The following is a 15,209-nucleotide window of genomic DNA, read 5'->3' as shown; positions in this document are numbered from 1 at the left end:
TCCTAAGCAATGTATGTGAATTCGTTCAATCGGGTTGCTTAACCCAACTCAGGTCAAAACCCACTTCGGCGGCTTGGGCAATACGGTGATCAAATGAGCCTAATTCGTCGCTGCTCATCGACCAAAGTGCACTGCAACGTGTGCCTGTACGACAGAAAGCAAAAATAGGCTTAGGGGCCTGCGCAAAGAACTGACCAAACTGTTTCCCCTGCTCTTGAGTAATATTTCCGGATATCACTGGTAAGTGGAAATAGGCTAAGCCCTGTTCTTTAGCCAGTCGTTCAATTTCTCTATTCAGAGGCTGACCATTTTCTTCCCCGTCAGGGCGGTTATTGACGATAGACTTAAATCCCATCACAGCAAGACGTGCTACATCGCTGGGTAGAATTTGTGATGAAACGGTAATTGAATCGGTTAGATAGATTGGTACCAGCATAACAGAAACTCCGCTTCAGACTTTATTCAATGGTATTTTCAGATAGCGCACACCGTTATTTTCTTCCGGTGGTAATTCTCCGGCTCGCATATTGACTTGAACCGAAGGCAAAATCAGGGTCGGCATATTCAGCGTGGCATCACGTCCTTCACGCATTTCAACAAATTGCTGCTCAGAAATACCCTGTTTGACGTGAATATTGTGTAAACGCTCATCACCGATCGTCGTTTCAAACAGATACTCTTCGCGGTGTGGTGCTTTGTAGTCATGACACATAAAGACGCGTGTATCATCAGGCAGAGCGAATAACTTCTGAATTGATTGATAAAGGGTCGCTGCATCTCCGCCGGGGAAATCGCAACGGGCAGTGCCGTAATCGGGCATAAATAAGGTGTCGCCAACAAATACACAGTTCCCAATCACATAAGCCATGCAAGCAGGTGTGTGGCCCGGAGTATGAATTGCCTGAGCTTTAATACCGCCAAGGGTAAAACTTTCCTGATCAGCAAACAGGTGATCAAACTGACTGCCGTCCATTGCAAAATCACTACCGGCATTAAACAGTTTGCCAAACGTATCCTGTACCACCGTGATTTTGTCACCAATGCCCAGTTTTCCGCCGAGTTTCTGTTTGATATAGGGAGCCGCGCTTAGATGATCGGCGTGGACATGGGTTTCAAGAATCCACTCAACCTGTAAGTCACTTTCCACTACAAACTCAATCAGTTTGTCAGCCATTTCGTATGAAGTTCTGCCTGATGCTGGATCATAGTCGAGCACTGAGTCAATCACAGCACATTGTTGACTGTTAAAATCAACGACGACATAGCTGTATGTGAAGGTTTTTGAATCAAAAAATTCATAAACGTTGGGAGTCATGTTTCCTCCGTTGCTGTAAATATTGAGTTTCTCGGCATTGGAATGATGGGCACCGGAAGGTACCCGTTAAAATGTCGTCTCAATATAGAGTGGGTGGAGCTTGCCGATTACAGCGTTTTTTTGCTGAAGTACCAGTCAACATAATTGTAACCTTGATCTTTACGCACTTCGGCTTCTTGAGTAGTTGCTGGTGGTGGAACAATCACTTCATCGCCGGGAGTCCAGCTCTCCGGAGTTGCACAAACATTAGAGTCTGTAGTTTGTAACGCTTTAACCAAACGAAGAATTTCGGCAACTGAACGGCCGTTGCTCATGGGGTAGTACAACATTGCACGTAAAACGCCTTCAGGATCGATAACGAAAGTGGCACGTACAGCAGAAGTATCACTTGCTCCTGGCTGAACCATGCCGTAAGCGCTAGCAACTTTCATATTCAGGTCGGCGATAATCGGGAAGTTAATTTCTACTCCAAAGTTATCTTTAATACTACGAGCCCACGCGATGTGCGCGTGAACACCATCAATAGACAGCCCCATCAATTCACAATTTAGTGTTTTAAAGTCATCACTGGCCTTCGCAAAAGCCATAAATTCGGTTGTACATACTGGTGTAAAGTCGGCAGGATGAGAAAATAGCACGAGCCATTTTCCTTTGTAGTCTTCCAACTTTAACGTCCCGTGTGTTGTCTTGGCATTGAATGCCGGTGCTGGTTTGTTTAACTGTGGCATTGCTACCATTTGTTTTTCATGTTCGCACATAGGTCACCTTTCATCATCTTACAATCGATTAGTTATCATCAGTTCAGTAATAACTGGCTAGTTAAAAAGCTATGGTTTAATCTGATCGATCTCTAATAATCACTTTAGGAACAAAGTGGACGTATTCGACTCACTGTATACTGTTTAATAATCGACCAACCATACGCACAGTATACAACCCTCAATGACATAAAACTCACCAAAAAATGACAAGAAACTATCTCAACACGACAAACCTTCAGCCAAGCGCCAAAGCATATATCCTTGATAGTGCAAAGCCCGTACTTATAGAAAAAAGGCAACTAGAAGCGGGTACTGGCGTTCCTGAACACCAGCATCCTAGAGGACAGTTTATATGGGCTAAATCAGGTACCTTCAGTATCCTTAGTAGTAACAAGGTATGGATAGTACCAACATCATGTGGGATATGGATTCCTAGTAACGTCTTTCATGAGCTATCCAGTGACACAAACACAGTGTTGTTGAGTTTATATGTTGATCCTTTTTATGACGTTCTTCCAGGAAATGAGCAAGCCGTCGTAATGAAACTCAGTAGTTTATTGAAAGATGTTATGGAAAGGCTTGTAAGTGATAAGACTAATCAAAACTACAGTCGCTTATTGGGTCTTGTTGTGTTGGAAGAGTTATCTTCTTTAGAGCAAACAACTTATTGGATGCCATCTGGGGCAGACCCTCGTTTGAAAAAATTACTAAGTTTACTAATTAACGAATTTTCTTCTAACCATCAGTTGTTCTCCCTTGCACCTAAGGTTGGCGCAAGCCCGCGTACGATAGAGAGGCTATTTGTTAAAGAAACAGGACTGACGTTTAGAACATGGAAAAGTCGGTATAAGTTGATTCTGGCGCGAGATCTTATAGAGCAAGGGATGACAAGCAAAGCCGTAGCACATCAAATCGGATATAAGAGTGTTCCGAGCTTCACTAGAGAGTTCAGCAAATTTTTTGGTGTTCCTCCTCAGCAATGTATCGAGTCCAAGCACAATGATGGTTAACATGGTGTATCCGTCCTACTTGTACCAAGTAGAGCGGATACAATTAATTAGCGACTAAATTCGTCCACAGCAGCTAGCGCTTGTGTTCCATAAATAACAGCAGGGCCACCACCCATCAAGATCGCAACATTTATGGTCTCAACCAGTTCTTCTCTGGAAGCTCCCGCTCTAACCGCTGATTCAACGTGGGAACCGATACAGCCATCGCAACGGACATTGATGGCAATCGCAACTGCGATAAGCTCTTTATACTTGGTTCCCATAGCGCCCGGAGAAAAAGCTGCTTTGTGAAGGCTTAAAAATGCGTTGAGAGTATCAGGGCTCTCTTTTCGAAAAGCGGAGCCTAGTTTGCGTTGTTGCTGATTAATTTCTGTATAATTTTTGCTCATAACTTTACCTTAGTTGTATATTTAAATTTATTTACTCTGGCTTGCAGATTTCACCGTACTTTATGGCTTTGAGTGTATTAAATGAAAGCCAAAAAATTAGAAGGGTTAGACATCCTAATAGCGCTATTCCCATATAGAAGTATTCAGGTAAATGAACTAGCTCGGCATATCTAAATAAAGCAACATTAAAAGCTGCTACCGGAAATGAAAAAGCCCAAGATGAAAGATAAAAACCACCTTTTCTAAATTCATTGATATTTAGTACCAGTAAAATAGCGGTGAATAGTGCCACAGAAGCAAGTATTCTGGATAAGTCAGTCAGCTCTGGCACTAGTGAGCTATAGGACACAAAACCAATAGATGGTGGTGCTAACAAGATAAACAGCATAGGTTTAAAACGTTTTGGCAGAGCTTCATGAAAAATCAAACGGTTGATAATGATGGTTAATAGTACAATCCAAAAAACAATACCAACGCCGAAAAAGAACCAGCTTACCTCCATATATCCCAACTTAGTTCCTGTGATTGGAGCAATAATGTTACCAACAACCGGAATAAACCAACTAGGATTAGCGTGCTCTAGTCGATAGTGATCGTGGTGTATCCAGCTATGCATAACCAATAAAGTTAACGATAACTGGACGGCCGCTCCTATGCCCCATAAAAAATAGGAAAGCGATTCAAACCTATGCCAAACGACGGAAAGGAGTAATAGGCTGATTGAGAAAGCTGAAAAGAAATTAATCTTGACCGGGTGTTTTGTTTCTGCGATCACTGCATTTGGATAGCGAAAGAGTTTTAGTAGATAAAGGCTGCTCACCAGCAGCATAACGATACTTGCCAAAGCACTGGTGAATGTTGTCACCACAGGAAAAGACATCCCCAGAGCTTTTTGCCACGCAATTGAAAATCCACTCAACCCCATAACGATGGAAAACATTGAAATAGGGAAATGTATTAATCGGCTTTCTACCTTTGCAGAGGATGAGTGGTTTATGGATACGTTATTCATAACAAGCCTTTTAAGAAACTGACTTTAACTATTAGTTGCATCTTAATATAACCGCATATTAGTGACGCTTTTGACAAAAAATACGACAATTCATATTCCTAATACGACAGCCGGTATTTTAAAAAAAAATAATATTGTAAAGTAGTTGTTAGCCCAGTTTCAGCATAGGTCGATTCCCAAACTATATTTTCGATAGAGATGCTGATACTTTCTCTCTGGGTTTTATTATTAATCAAGGAGTTACTATGGATACTATCAATATAGGAATTAATGAACCTGACCGTATTGCTATTGCTGATGGCCTAAAGCGATTGTTGGCAGACTCATACACCCTTTATTTACAAACTCACAACTTTCACTGGAATGTGACCGGTCGCCAGTTCCGCGAGCTTCATTTGATGTTCGAAGAACATTACACAGAACTTGCAACAGCTGTAGATGATATCGCTGAACGAATTCGTTCATTGAATATCATAGCTCCTGGTACTTATAAATCCTTAGCAGCACTAAGCTCCATTGAAGAAGTAGAGGAGATCCCGCTAGCAATGGATATGGTGAAAATTCTCACTCAAAGTCACGAACAAGTCATTAGGACTTGCCGTGAAATACTAACGATAGCTCAGGAAGCCAATGATGAATCATCAGCGGCACTGATTTCAGATAGAATGCGCGTGCATGAAAAAACGGCATGGATGTTAAGGGCTATTTCAGCCGAGTAGAGTAAATTAATTCGCGCCTAATCTGACACTTACGACTTTATCTTAGCACTGTCAGATAATTACTGGCTCAGCATTCTCTCGATTTAATACAACAGGTATCTGTGTCGTTTAACCGACAAATAGGAGTAACTATGATTGACATAGTTGATCTATCACGACTGCAATTTGCCTTTACAGCGATGTATCACTTTTTGTTCGTTCCATTGACTTTAGGTTTAGCTTTCTTGCTCGCCATCATGGAATCTGTCTACGTTATGACAGGCAAAGAAATCTATAAGGACATGACCAAATTTTGGGGCAAGCTGTTCGGTATAAACTTCGCACTAGGTGTAGCAACCGGTTTGACTATGGAATTTCAGTTCGGAACGAACTGGTCGTATTATTCTCATTATGTCGGTGACATATTTGGTGCACCACTAGCCATTGAAGCCCTCGTTGCCTTTTTCTTAGAATCCACTTTCGTAGGCCTTTTCTTTTTTGGCTGGGACCGTCTGTCTAAGCGCCAGCACTTAGTTGTTACCTGGTTGGTTGCCTTGGGCTCAAACTTTTCTGCTCTATGGATCTTAGTTGCCAATGGTTGGATGCAACACCCTGTTGGTTCAGAGTTTAACTTTGAGTCCATGCGTATGGAAATGGTCAGTTTTGCAGAACTTGTTCTTAACCCAGTAGCTCAAGTTAAGTTTGTTCATACCGTAGCAGCGGGCTACACAACAGGCGCAATGTTCGTACTTGGCATTAGCTCATACTACCTCCTCAAAGGACGTGACATTCCTTTTGCACGTCGTTCATTTGCAATCGCATCATCATTTGGTCTAGCGGCGGTACTTTCTGTAATCGTACTTGGTGACGAATCTGGTTATGAACTCGGTGACGTACAAAAAGTTAAGCTGGCAGCAATTGAAGCAGAATGGCATACAGAACCAGCTCCTGCTGCATTTACTGTCATCGCTTTTCCAAATCAGGAAACGATGCACAATGACTTCGCAATCAAGATCCCTTGGGTTCTAGGTATCATAGCGACTCGCTCCCTAGACGGACAAGTAACTGGTATCGCTGATCTCAAGGTGGAGCATGAAGAACGTATACGTAACGGTATGCACGCGTATGAATTGCTTCAAAAACTGCGAGGTGGAGAAACCTCAGAAGAAAACATGCTCGAATTCGATCATGTCAAAGACGATCTAGGTTACGGTTTACTTCTCAAGCGCTACACCGATGAAGTGGTCGATGCTACAGATGAGCAGATTGCGTCTGCAGTTGAAGATTCTATCCCAGCCGTGGGGCCATTATTTTGGTCTTTCCGCCTGATGGTCGCTATCGGATTCACGATGCTGTTCGTGTTTGGTGCCGCGTTTATCCAAACGTGCCGACAGAAAATCACTCAGAAGCCTTGGATTCTCAAAGCATCACTTTTGAGCATCCCTTTGCCTTGGCTTGCCGTTGAACTAGGTTGGTTCGTCGCAGAGTATGGGCGTCAACCTTGGGCTGTAGGTGAAATCCTGCCAGTTGACCTCGCGGTATCGGGCTTGACTGCCGGCCAGTTGTGGGGGTCACTACTTGCAATAGCAGCCTTGTATACCGTATTCCTGATCGTGGAAGTTTATCTGATGGTTAAATTTGCACGTAAGGGACCGAGCATCCTCAAGACGGGTCGCTACCACTTTGAAAAGAACGGTGAACTTGCACAAGACGAAGTTAACCGCCAAGTAGAAATGTAACAAGGGAGAATGACAATGTTTGACTACGAAGCTTTTCGATTTATTTGGTGGGTACTAGTCGGTGTGTTGCTAATTGGTTTTACCATTGCAGATGGTTTTGATATGGGTGTGGGTGCCCTGGTACCAATTATCGGTAAAACGGACAACGAACGCCGTGTGATGATCAACTCCATTGCACCTCACTGGGACGGTAATCAGGTATGGCTGATCACGGCGGGTGGTGCTTTGTTCGCAGCATGGCCACTAATATATGCAGTCTCATTCTCTGGGTTTTACTTTGCTATGATAGTGACACTGGCAGCTCTTTGGTTACGTCCTATAGGGCTGGATTACCGATCTAAAATCGAAAATTCAAAATGGCGTAGTAACTGGGATATAGCTATAAGTATTAGTGGTTTTATCCCACCGATAATTTTTGGTGTAGCATTCGGCAACTTAATTCAAGGAGTACCGTTTACACTGAATGATCTGATGATGGTTACTTACCACGGTTCTTTCTTCGGTCTGCTCAATCCGTTCGCACTGCTTTGTGGTGCAATTAGTTTGGGTATGTTTCTGATGATGGGGACTACTTGGTTGCAAATGAAGACAACCGAAGAAGTTTATTGTCGTGCACGTAAGTATACGACGCAGTCGTCGCTGTCAGTTGCTGTTCTATTTGTTCTAGCAGGTTTTTGGGTTCAATTTATTGACGGTTATGTAATTGTTGGTGAGCTAAACACTCTAGCTGCATCTAACCCGCTGGCTAAAGAAGTAGTACGTGAGTCTGGTGCGTGGATGGGAAATTTTGCGGACTACCCTGCTATGTGTATCGCACCACTTTTGGGGGTACTAATGCCACTGTTGACCATTTTAGCAACCAAAGTTGAGAAGAACGGTTTAGCTTTCCTGTTCTCTAGCCTTACATCTACTGGAATTATACTGACCGCGGGCTTCTCAATGTTCCCGTTCGTTATGCCTTCTGATCTGGAACCAAATCACAGCTTGACAATGTGGGACTCAACGTCAAGTGAACTGACGCTTCAAATAATGACAGGTATAGCTGCTATATTCGTGCCTATTATCCTTATGTACACTTCATGGGCATACTACAAAATGTTTGGCCGTCTCGATAATGAATTTATTGAAAATAACAAGAATTCACTTTACTAGGGAGCAATTCACATGTGGTACTTTGCATGGATTTTAGGTGTGTTACTAGCGAGCTCATTCGGCATTATTAACGCTCTATGGTTAGAAAACTCAGAAATGATGGATGAGGATGGTTCATGAGCTGCCGAACACGATGCACCGTTATCGAAAGGCGTCGCAAAGGGAACGTAGAGATCCCAAAACATCTATCTCAGTAATTTGCTGTTCCTGCCCTTAGTCAAATCAAGTTCTCTGATGTGAGGTGTATTTGGCCCAGTCAGATCAGGATTTTTCTCGCTAGTGCCATCGTTCTATTCGCGAGAAAGCTAACTGGGTAGTATCGCCAGATCGCAAGTTTACAGGAAAGACATTCTCCATCGTGTTTGAATCACGGGGCAAGCCCAAAAGCATAAGCGTCACAGTCAAGGTGTACTGAATAGCCGCTCAAACTAGTAATACGGTGATGGATCTTTATATTTCACAATTAGTTATTGGCATATGCCAATAACTAATTGTATGGTGTCTTTTATACACAGATAAAGGAGAGCACTATGTTGTTTGCCATTCCCTGCCGCGGATCTTCTCTTTCCAATCATTTTGCTAAAGCCCCTCAAATTATGCTGTGGGACAACCAAGCAAATACCAAACGAATCCTTGAACTGCCTAAGTCATCATCGTGTTGTGGCCATAAGCACTTTTGGCGCGAGGTATTGCAAGATAATCAGATTCATGCTGTTGTCGTTCGTTCAATTGGTTCTAATATGCTAAGTACACTGTTTAAGCTCAATGTTCGTGTTCTGAGTGCACCGCGTGGGTTCTCTCTGGAGAGCTTTGATGAAAGCCAACTGACTCCTGTTACTCAAATTGAATTTGCTCGGCCGTCAGCGAATAAAAATAGAGCGAGGTGTTCAAGCCGGAGTACAATACGCGCTACTGCAATTGGTATGCGAGAAACATACAGTGAAGGAAAAGTTACAAGCCCTAGAATAATCACTAATAAGCTTTCACCACAAACGATGAATCACTTGGCGAAAACGTTCAACTTACTCGATAAACAAGAGAAAAAATAATGATTTACCTAATCAGCTTTGCGACTTTTTTGGCCTTTGTGGTTTTCATGGCGATAGGCGTAATGCTAAAACGTCAGACTATACAAGGCAGTTGTGGTGGGCTGGCTAGTATTGAAATAGAAAGAGAGTGCAACTGCGTCGAAACGTGCGATGAACATGTGCGTGTACTTCACCAAATACAGGAACCGCAGGCATCAGGCGATAAGGTTCTGGCTATCACTCTCGACTAAACATGAGTGCCTGACCATGAACTAAGCTCTGAGCTACTTTGGCACGAGCACGCTTTATAATATTGCCAAATGTCTGCCTAGAGACTCCCATACTAGCCGCAGCTTCTGCTTGGCTGAGATCTTCGAGATCGGCCAAGCGCAGAGCTTCAAGTTCCTCGGCCAACAGCTCAACTTTATCGAGTTGAGAAAGAGGCACGCCATTAGGCTTAAAACTCTCGTATGGTGCGCTTCGGCAAATGTTGCGCTCTTTTTTTGGTCTTGCCACTTTGTTTACACCTCTAGTCTTATCGTCTTTTCTAACTGAGTAGTATTTTATGTCTATTTATATACCCAAAAATCACCAACAATGTGCGGTTTGCTGCCAGCCTTTTTTCAACGATCATAGTGCCATCCACTTTGAGTTGACGGCTGACGGAGGTGTTGTGGGGCAAATTGTACCAACTAAAAAAGTGCAAGGCTATCAAGGTGTCATGCAGGGCGGTGTGATTGCTACATTGCACGATGCAGCAATGACTCATTGCCTATTCGCTCGTGATGTTTGCGCTATGACAGCTCGACTTGATGTTCGCTATATCAAGCCAATCCCTCTCAACTCAGTAATTCAGGTTCAGGCTCATTGCTTCATGGAAAAGAGAGGTATGTATTTAATGCAGAGTCGCATTTTAATCGGTAAGGACTGTTACTCATCTGCTGAAGCTAAATTTATGTAATACCCGAGACATACTTGAGATGTCGATAATCGCTTTGTGATACGACTGACATCGTAGTAAACCTCCCTGTAACCATTCAAATGCCATTCTGTGGAGAGTGATTTCGCTTAGATAATATATACCAACTACTAGTTCCAGAATTATTAGCTAATCTAAATTGCTTTGGAGCACTTCTGAGCTGGGAAGTGCCATCTATTGAAGGTTCTGAACAAAACTAGTTGATGAGCGTGAGATTCTTGTTGGGAGATAGATTTTGGACGAAAGTGTTTCAGGGACTTTGCTACATTAACGAAGTACGGATTATCTTCTCTATTAGTGACCTCAGACTCTTCGCCCAAATTTCTTGGGCCATCACGCAAACAGAGATATAAGAAAAAGTGCATTTCGTGATCATGGTTGGTTCGTGTCAAGGACAAAGGGAAGTGGCTCTAGTACTAGCGATCTGCCGGTAAGTTTAAATCATGCCATAAATATTGGCCGAGATGCAGCAAAAGTAAGATTAACGGTAAGCAAAAAAAACAGCAGTCAGTGATAGGGTTTAATCGCCAAATAAATTCTACGCAAACTACCATTTTCATGCCGGGCTAAATGACATGGTTCAGCATGCACTCCCAGGGGCCTCAAAGGGAAGATTGAGCACCTTCTGCCCATTTGGTCAGCTTTAAATCGTCCAAAATAAGCAGCACGCAAGGCACAACAATTGACGCGAGTAACGTAGCCGAGACTAAGCCAAACGCAATACTGGCAATTAACGGGATCAGAAATTGCGCTTGCGTACTGGTTTCGGTTAACAGTGGAAGCAATCCTGCAAATGTGGTTAACGAGGTGATAAATATCGCTCTAAATCGGTCACGTACCGCCTCTCGACAAGCGTCTATCAAGCGCTCGCCTTGGGCGATATTCTTCTTAATAAAATTGACCAACAGAATGTTATCGTTAACGACGATACCCGCTAAGGTAGCAAAGCCAACCAAGCTTGGAATAGTCAAATCGAACCCCATGCCCAAGTGCCCCCATACCACACCAATCCAGCCCATAGGGATTGCCAGCAGCACAGCAATCGGTTGAGTGTAGCTTTGTAACAGGAACACTAAAATAAGATAAATCCCCACCACGCCAAGAGCAAAGAACGTCGCCAGCGAGGAGCCCGTATCTGAGCTTTCTTTATCCTGACCTTGCGAGGTGAAGGTGATGTCTGGGAATTTGTGTTGAGTTTGCGAGACAAATTCGCTATTGAACTGCAGCATAATTTCACGCGCATTGGCAACCCGCGTATCGATATTGCCTTGCACAACCACAGTGTTCATCCCATTAATGCGGTGAATTCGCGAGAAGGCTTGTTTTCTGTCAAACGTCGCAACACTTGATAATGGAACTAGGGTTCCATTGCCTGCCGTCACCATCAAGTTATTCAACTCATACAGGCTAGCTTGGTGCGTAAACTCATCCAGTCTCACACTAATATCCACCAGCTCGCCTTGTTGGAAAACCGTCAGATCAGTACTGCCTTTTACCGCGCTGCGCAGCGTTTGAGCAATGTTGGAAGCATTAACTCCCATCACGCCAGCTTCATCTTTAAGGTTAACGTGAAATTCGGTTCTGCCCTCACGCAGATCGGTGGAGAGGTTATAGACACCGTCAAATCCCTTCAACCATTTCACCAGCGAGCGGCTGACTTGATTGAGCTCTTGTAACGACTCCCCCTGAACCCGAATATCAATGCCATTGCCAGCAATGCCCCGTTCTTTGTCGGTAAACTTGAGTGAAACCACATCCGCCGTAGGGCCTACTTTTTGTTTCCAATCTTGGATCAGATCTTTAATGCTCTGCTGCCTAAATTGCGCTGGCAATAGATCGGCACTGACGGTTGCCATATGCGGCCCCGACTCATTAGCATCAGCATTTGAGTTGAACATGATCGTGGTGCTCGCGACCAAAGGTTTTGAGCTTGGGTATTTCTCTGCGTATTCTTGGTTGAGTTCATCAAGCGCGTTTGAAACCTTCTCCACCACCGCCTCTGTCTGGCTCAGTAAACTGCCTTGAGGGAGCAAGATACGCGCCTGCAGCACATCACTTTCCAAGGCAGGCATGGCTTTGAATTTCAGCCAACCTGACGAAATGGAAGCGGTTGAAATCATCACCACCATCACCAATATCCCTACTGAAAGATAAGGTGCATTCATCGCCTTGACACTCACTGGCACAAAGAATCTGTCTCTGATGTTTTCAAAACCGGCAATAAACTTGTCCCGTATAGGATTAGAGCGAGATTCAGTATGGCTATGTGCCAAATGAGACGGCAAGATCAAGAAAGCTTCTATCAGACTAACAAACAAGGTAATCAATAACACGATGGGAATATAGCGTAGTACTTCGCCCATCTTGCCTGTGAGAAACATCAGCGGCCCTATCACCATGATGGTGGTAGCAAACGATGCAATCACACCTGGGAAGACTTGTTTGGTACCTTCAACTGCAGCGTCAAACGCGGGTAGCCCTTGTTGCCTCTTGGCAGCGATGTTTTCTGCAATGATCAACGAGTCGTCCATTAGCAGACCAATCGCAACAATCAGCCCGACCAGCGTCATCATATTCAGGGTATAACCGAGAAGTTGTATCGCAAAAATGGCGCCAAGGAATGAAACCGGCAGCCCCATGGTGACCCAAAAGCTAAAGCGAATATTAAAAAACGCCCACAACATCAAAAATGCCAGTGCTAATCCCTGTGCGCCATTGCTGGTGAGGATTCTCAGACGCTCAATAATATTGGTGCTGGAATCTTGGGTGATGGTTAAAGCGACGCCTTCAGGGGCTCTCGCCTGTTCTTTTTCAACGAAGCTGACGATCGCATCTTTGACCGTTAAGGTATCTTGAAATTGCGTTTTGGACACCTGAAGCAAAGCGGCACGCTGACCATTGAACAGGATTTGATTTTCATCGCTAGTGAACTTCTGCTGAATAACGGCAACATCACCGAGGCGAACCTGAGTCCCCGTCTCACTAGATTTAATCACGATATTTTCGAAGTCTCTGACGTTGCTGCCTAAGTGGTCGAAGCGGACGCTGATCTCTTCCAAGTCATTACTAAATACGCCAGCAGGAGTGCTGATACTTTGCTGTTGTACTAGATTGGACAAGTCGGACACACTCAGGCCGTACTGCTGCAGCTTCCACTGCGATACACGAATTTCTATTTCTTGATCCGCAAAACCGCTCACGGTCACCTGAGCGATCAATGGGCTCTCTTTTAACTTGTGCTTAATTTGTTGGGCATAGAGATATAAGTCCCTATCTGACATATTGCCGGTAATCGCGACACTGGCCACCGTTGCCACTCGGTCCAGTTTCGATACCGTGATCTGCTCAACTCGATCCGGAAAATCACTGATGGCGTTAACCTGCTGTTGAATATCGCTGGTTAAAGTGTCAATGTCTTCATCATCGCTGATTTCCACATTGGCGATGACCAAACTCTCTCGGGCATCACAGCTTAACTCTTTAATTCCACTCAGCTTATCGAGAGAATCTTCCAACGGGTAACACACTGCTTCCATCATCTCAAAAGGTGACGCGCCCGGATAAACGATCCGAACCTCAACATTTTTGGTCGGCGTCAACGGAAAAGTGTCTTTCTGCAGTTTGGGCAAGGCAAAAGCCCCTAACAGCAGTACCGCCATCATCAGGACATTGGCGCCAGTGGTGTGCCGAGCAAAAAAAGCGATCATAATTTGCCCTCTTTCTGAATCGCGTTTAGGGCTTTAAATCCGCTCTGCGTATCCAACCAAAGGCCGATTTTCTCATCCGGTTGCGGTTGTAAAGCCATCCCCTCAACGGCGGGTGAAAGTTTACTTAGCACAACCACATCACCGAATTCCACGCCAGATTTGATCACCGCAACCTGCCCTTGGACGAAATCTATCCTGACAGGTTTGCTTTTCAGTTTACCTTCAGAGACAGTGTAAACTTTACCATCATGGATGGCGTTTATCGGTAGCAGGACTTGTTGCTCCATCATTGGTGCTTTAATCGTGACTTTAACGAAAGTCCCACGAATAAGTGGTGGCTTCTCCCCGGGAATGGCTTGCTGATAGGGCTGATTGATTTGTGCAACCAGGCTTTGGCTTTGAGTCTGGGCATCGATTTCACCGCCGGAGCGACTGATCTCGGCAGGCCAAGTAATTACTTTATCGCCTGCTTGGAGCTCGACTGTCGCGCTCAAGTTGCTATGAACATCTTCGTCAAGCGAGTCAAAGCGATTGGAAATTCTTAGCGGACGCATTTTACCAAGCGGAAACTGCGCGCGAACCTCAACGGCATCGATGTCATCCGCTTTGAGCAGCAATTCCCCCTTGTTGACATACTCGGCGAGTCCAACCAAGGTTTCGACAATGCGAATATCAAATGGGGCTTTAATTACGGTTTGTTCGAGATCTCGGTTTGCAAGTGCTAGTTCCGTTTGCAAAACCTTTTGCTGCGCTTGATTAATGGCCAGTTGGTTTTTCTGTGTCTGGAGCTGTTGCTGGCTACTGAGCAAGTCTTTGGTCGCGCGGTCTTTCTCTGTTTTGGAGATATGCCCGGTTTCACTCAATTTGATTGAGCGGGCATATTCTGACTGTTGTACCTCAAACTCTTTCTCTGCAATCTTGAGCGAATCGATAATGGTCTGATTCGTTAGCATTAGCACTTCAAGCTCAGCTTGCAAACGGGCAATAGTAAGTTGATAAGAGGTGGGGTCAATTCTAAGGAGTTCGCTGTCTTTGCGGATAATAGCGCCCGTTTTGTATTGCTCAGAAACCCACACAACCGCGCCGTCAAGTTCAGACTGTGCCTGCCAGTCTTGAACAGACTCGGTATGTCCATATCCGATGGCAGAAGGTTGGATATTTCGCGGCTCGACTTTCAACACCCGAACCACCTTTTTAGCAGCCGTATTACTCGCTTTAGGCGGTTCAGCCTTCATCCCTGGTGCGATCACCAATAACGCGATGCCCAACAAAACAGGAGGAACAAACAGAGCCCTTTGTAACCAGCTATACCTAGTCATAGCGATTCCCTTACTATATATTAGCTTTTCCTTAATCAAAAGGTAGCACACCAACATAAGCGGATTTGCTTCCTTGATCTCAAAGTAAGTCAGGCCTCAC

16 protein-coding genes are annotated in these 15,209 nt (G+C 44.4%); 8 read left to right on the top strand and 8 right to left on the bottom strand.

All coding sequences use genetic code 11. The features are described 5' to 3' along the window. Positions 1 to 25: 25 nt before the first annotated feature. From AC6R03_RS07405 to AC6R03_RS07395, 3 genes are all read right to left on the bottom strand, one after another. Positions 26 to 436 carry a protein tyrosine phosphatase family protein gene (locus AC6R03_RS07405; RefSeq protein ID WP_500630949.1) on the bottom strand — a complete coding sequence of 137 codons (411 nt, stop codon included), beginning with the start codon at positions 434 to 436 and terminating at the stop codon, positions 26 to 28. Between the two features lie 15 nt (positions 437 to 451). Beyond that, the gene (locus tag AC6R03_RS07400) at positions 452 to 1,315 is read right to left on the bottom strand and encodes an MBL fold metallo-hydrolase (protein ID WP_500630950.1); all 864 of its coding nucleotides are present in this window, start codon (positions 1,313 to 1,315) and stop codon (positions 452 to 454) included. Positions 1,316 to 1,422: 107 nt separating this feature from the next. After that, the gene (locus AC6R03_RS07395; RefSeq protein WP_500630951.1) at positions 1,423 to 2,073 is read right to left on the bottom strand and encodes a peroxiredoxin; all 651 of its coding nucleotides are present in this window, start codon (positions 2,071 to 2,073) and stop codon (positions 1,423 to 1,425) included. Positions 2,074 to 2,279: 206 nt separating this feature from the next. Here AC6R03_RS07395 and AC6R03_RS07390 point away from each other — a divergent pair, with 206 nt between their 5' ends. Then, the gene (locus tag AC6R03_RS07390) at positions 2,280 to 3,086 is read left to right on the top strand and encodes an AraC family transcriptional regulator (protein WP_500630952.1); all 807 of its coding nucleotides are present in this window, start codon (positions 2,280 to 2,282) and stop codon (positions 3,084 to 3,086) included. Between the two features lie 47 nt (positions 3,087 to 3,133). Here AC6R03_RS07390 and AC6R03_RS07385 read toward each other — a convergent pair whose 3' ends face one another. Continuing rightward, positions 3,134 to 3,475: a carboxymuconolactone decarboxylase family protein gene (locus AC6R03_RS07385; RefSeq protein ID WP_500630953.1), complete on the bottom strand. Its 342-nt coding sequence runs from the start codon at positions 3,473 to 3,475 to the stop codon at positions 3,134 to 3,136. Between the two features lie 31 nt (positions 3,476 to 3,506). Then, a complete protein-coding gene (locus AC6R03_RS07380; protein WP_500630954.1) occupies positions 3,507 to 4,487 on the bottom strand; it encodes an SLAC1 anion channel family protein in 981 nt (326 codons plus the stop codon). 245 nt (positions 4,488 to 4,732) lie between these two features. Between AC6R03_RS07380 and AC6R03_RS07375 the strand changes: the two genes are divergently transcribed. The 6 genes from AC6R03_RS07375 to nqrM all read left to right on the top strand — a co-directional run bounded on the left by AC6R03_RS07375 (position 4,733) and on the right by nqrM (position 9,355). Continuing rightward, positions 4,733 to 5,206: a Dps family protein gene (locus tag AC6R03_RS07375; RefSeq protein ID WP_500630955.1), complete on the top strand. Its 474-nt coding sequence runs from the start codon at positions 4,733 to 4,735 to the stop codon at positions 5,204 to 5,206. 131 nt (positions 5,207 to 5,337) lie between these two features. Next, positions 5,338 to 6,924 carry a cytochrome ubiquinol oxidase subunit I gene (locus AC6R03_RS07370; RefSeq protein WP_500630956.1) on the top strand — a complete coding sequence of 529 codons (1,587 nt, stop codon included), beginning with the start codon at positions 5,338 to 5,340 and terminating at the stop codon, positions 6,922 to 6,924. A 15-nt stretch (positions 6,925 to 6,939) separates the two neighbouring features. Beyond that, positions 6,940 to 8,076 carry a cytochrome d ubiquinol oxidase subunit II gene (gene cydB / locus AC6R03_RS07365; protein ID WP_500630957.1) on the top strand — a complete coding sequence of 379 codons (1,137 nt, stop codon included), beginning with the start codon at positions 6,940 to 6,942 and terminating at the stop codon, positions 8,074 to 8,076. 12 nt (positions 8,077 to 8,088) lie between these two features. Beyond that, positions 8,089 to 8,196 carry a cytochrome bd-I oxidase subunit CydX gene (cydX, locus tag AC6R03_RS07360; protein ID WP_203514106.1) on the top strand — a complete coding sequence of 36 codons (108 nt, stop codon included), beginning with the start codon at positions 8,089 to 8,091 and terminating at the stop codon, positions 8,194 to 8,196. A 410-nt stretch (positions 8,197 to 8,606) separates the two neighbouring features. Then, positions 8,607 to 9,125 carry a NifB/NifX family molybdenum-iron cluster-binding protein gene (locus AC6R03_RS07355; protein ID WP_500630958.1) on the top strand — a complete coding sequence of 173 codons (519 nt, stop codon included), beginning with the start codon at positions 8,607 to 8,609 and terminating at the stop codon, positions 9,123 to 9,125. Beyond that, the gene (gene nqrM, locus AC6R03_RS07350) at positions 9,125 to 9,355 is read left to right on the top strand and encodes a (Na+)-NQR maturation NqrM (protein ID WP_500630959.1); all 231 of its coding nucleotides are present in this window, start codon (positions 9,125 to 9,127) and stop codon (positions 9,353 to 9,355) included. Before AC6R03_RS07355 ends, nqrM begins: the two co-directional genes overlap by 1 nt. Here nqrM and AC6R03_RS07345 read toward each other — a convergent pair. Continuing rightward, positions 9,342 to 9,620 carry a DUF134 domain-containing protein gene (locus AC6R03_RS07345; protein ID WP_500653652.1) on the bottom strand — a complete coding sequence of 93 codons (279 nt, stop codon included), beginning with the start codon at positions 9,618 to 9,620 and terminating at the stop codon, positions 9,342 to 9,344. The genes nqrM and AC6R03_RS07345 overlap by 14 nt on opposite strands. A 49-nt stretch (positions 9,621 to 9,669) precedes the next feature. Here AC6R03_RS07345 and AC6R03_RS07340 point away from each other — a divergent pair, with 49 nt between their 5' ends. Next, positions 9,670 to 10,065, top strand: a complete 396-nt coding sequence (locus tag AC6R03_RS07340) for a PaaI family thioesterase (RefSeq protein WP_500631003.1) — start codon at positions 9,670 to 9,672, stop codon at positions 10,063 to 10,065. 620 nt (positions 10,066 to 10,685) lie between these two features. On the opposite strand, the gene AC6R03_RS07335 is transcribed toward AC6R03_RS07340, so the two are convergent. Both AC6R03_RS07335 and AC6R03_RS07330 read right to left on the bottom strand, forming a co-directional pair. Further along, entirely contained in the window at positions 10,686 to 13,790 is a 3,105-nt protein-coding gene (locus AC6R03_RS07335; protein ID WP_500631002.1) for an efflux RND transporter permease subunit, read from the bottom strand. Then, positions 13,787 to 15,109 carry an efflux RND transporter periplasmic adaptor subunit gene (locus tag AC6R03_RS07330; RefSeq protein ID WP_500631001.1) on the bottom strand — a complete coding sequence of 441 codons (1,323 nt, stop codon included), beginning with the start codon at positions 15,107 to 15,109 and terminating at the stop codon, positions 13,787 to 13,789. Before AC6R03_RS07330 ends, AC6R03_RS07335 begins: the two co-directional genes overlap by 4 nt. Positions 15,110 to 15,209: the final 100 nt, after the last annotated feature.

This window comes from Vibrio sp. R10-SG-ISO4, from assembly GCF_059834135.1.
Note: the sequence above shows the minus strand (reverse complement) of the source record. Positions and strands in the feature narration are given on the sequence as shown.

Bases quoted from the DNA above. Each gene is read 5' to 3' on its own strand.
- AC6R03_RS07405 (WP_500630949.1), bottom strand. From the start codon at position 436: ATGCTGGTACCAATCTATCTAACCGATTCAATTACCGTTTCATCACAA.
- AC6R03_RS07400 (WP_500630950.1), bottom strand. From the start codon at position 1,315: ATGACTCCCAACGTTTATGAATTTTTTGATTCAAAAACCTTCACATAC.
- AC6R03_RS07395 (WP_500630951.1), bottom strand. From the start codon at position 2,073: ATGTGCGAACATGAAAAACAAATGGTAGCAATGCCACAGTTAAACAAA.
- AC6R03_RS07390 (WP_500630952.1), top strand. From the start codon at position 2,280: ATGACAAGAAACTATCTCAACACGACAAACCTTCAGCCAAGCGCCAAA.
- AC6R03_RS07385 (WP_500630953.1), bottom strand. From the start codon at position 3,475: ATGAGCAAAAATTATACAGAAATTAATCAGCAACAACGCAAACTAGGC.
- AC6R03_RS07380 (WP_500630954.1), bottom strand. From the start codon at position 4,487: ATGAATAACGTATCCATAAACCACTCATCCTCTGCAAAGGTAGAAAGC.
- AC6R03_RS07375 (WP_500630955.1), top strand. From the start codon at position 4,733: ATGGATACTATCAATATAGGAATTAATGAACCTGACCGTATTGCTATT.
- AC6R03_RS07370 (WP_500630956.1), top strand. From the start codon at position 5,338: ATGATTGACATAGTTGATCTATCACGACTGCAATTTGCCTTTACAGCG.
- cydB (WP_500630957.1), top strand. From the start codon at position 6,940: ATGTTTGACTACGAAGCTTTTCGATTTATTTGGTGGGTACTAGTCGGT.
- cydX (WP_203514106.1), top strand. From the start codon at position 8,089: ATGTGGTACTTTGCATGGATTTTAGGTGTGTTACTAGCGAGCTCATTC.
- AC6R03_RS07355 (WP_500630958.1), top strand. From the start codon at position 8,607: ATGTTGTTTGCCATTCCCTGCCGCGGATCTTCTCTTTCCAATCATTTT.
- nqrM (WP_500630959.1), top strand. From the start codon at position 9,125: ATGATTTACCTAATCAGCTTTGCGACTTTTTTGGCCTTTGTGGTTTTC.
- AC6R03_RS07340 (WP_500631003.1), top strand. From the start codon at position 9,670: ATGTCTATTTATATACCCAAAAATCACCAACAATGTGCGGTTTGCTGC.
- AC6R03_RS07335 (WP_500631002.1), bottom strand. From the start codon at position 13,790: ATGATCGCTTTTTTTGCTCGGCACACCACTGGCGCCAATGTCCTGATG.
- AC6R03_RS07330 (WP_500631001.1), bottom strand. From the start codon at position 15,109: ATGACTAGGTATAGCTGGTTACAAAGGGCTCTGTTTGTTCCTCCTGTT.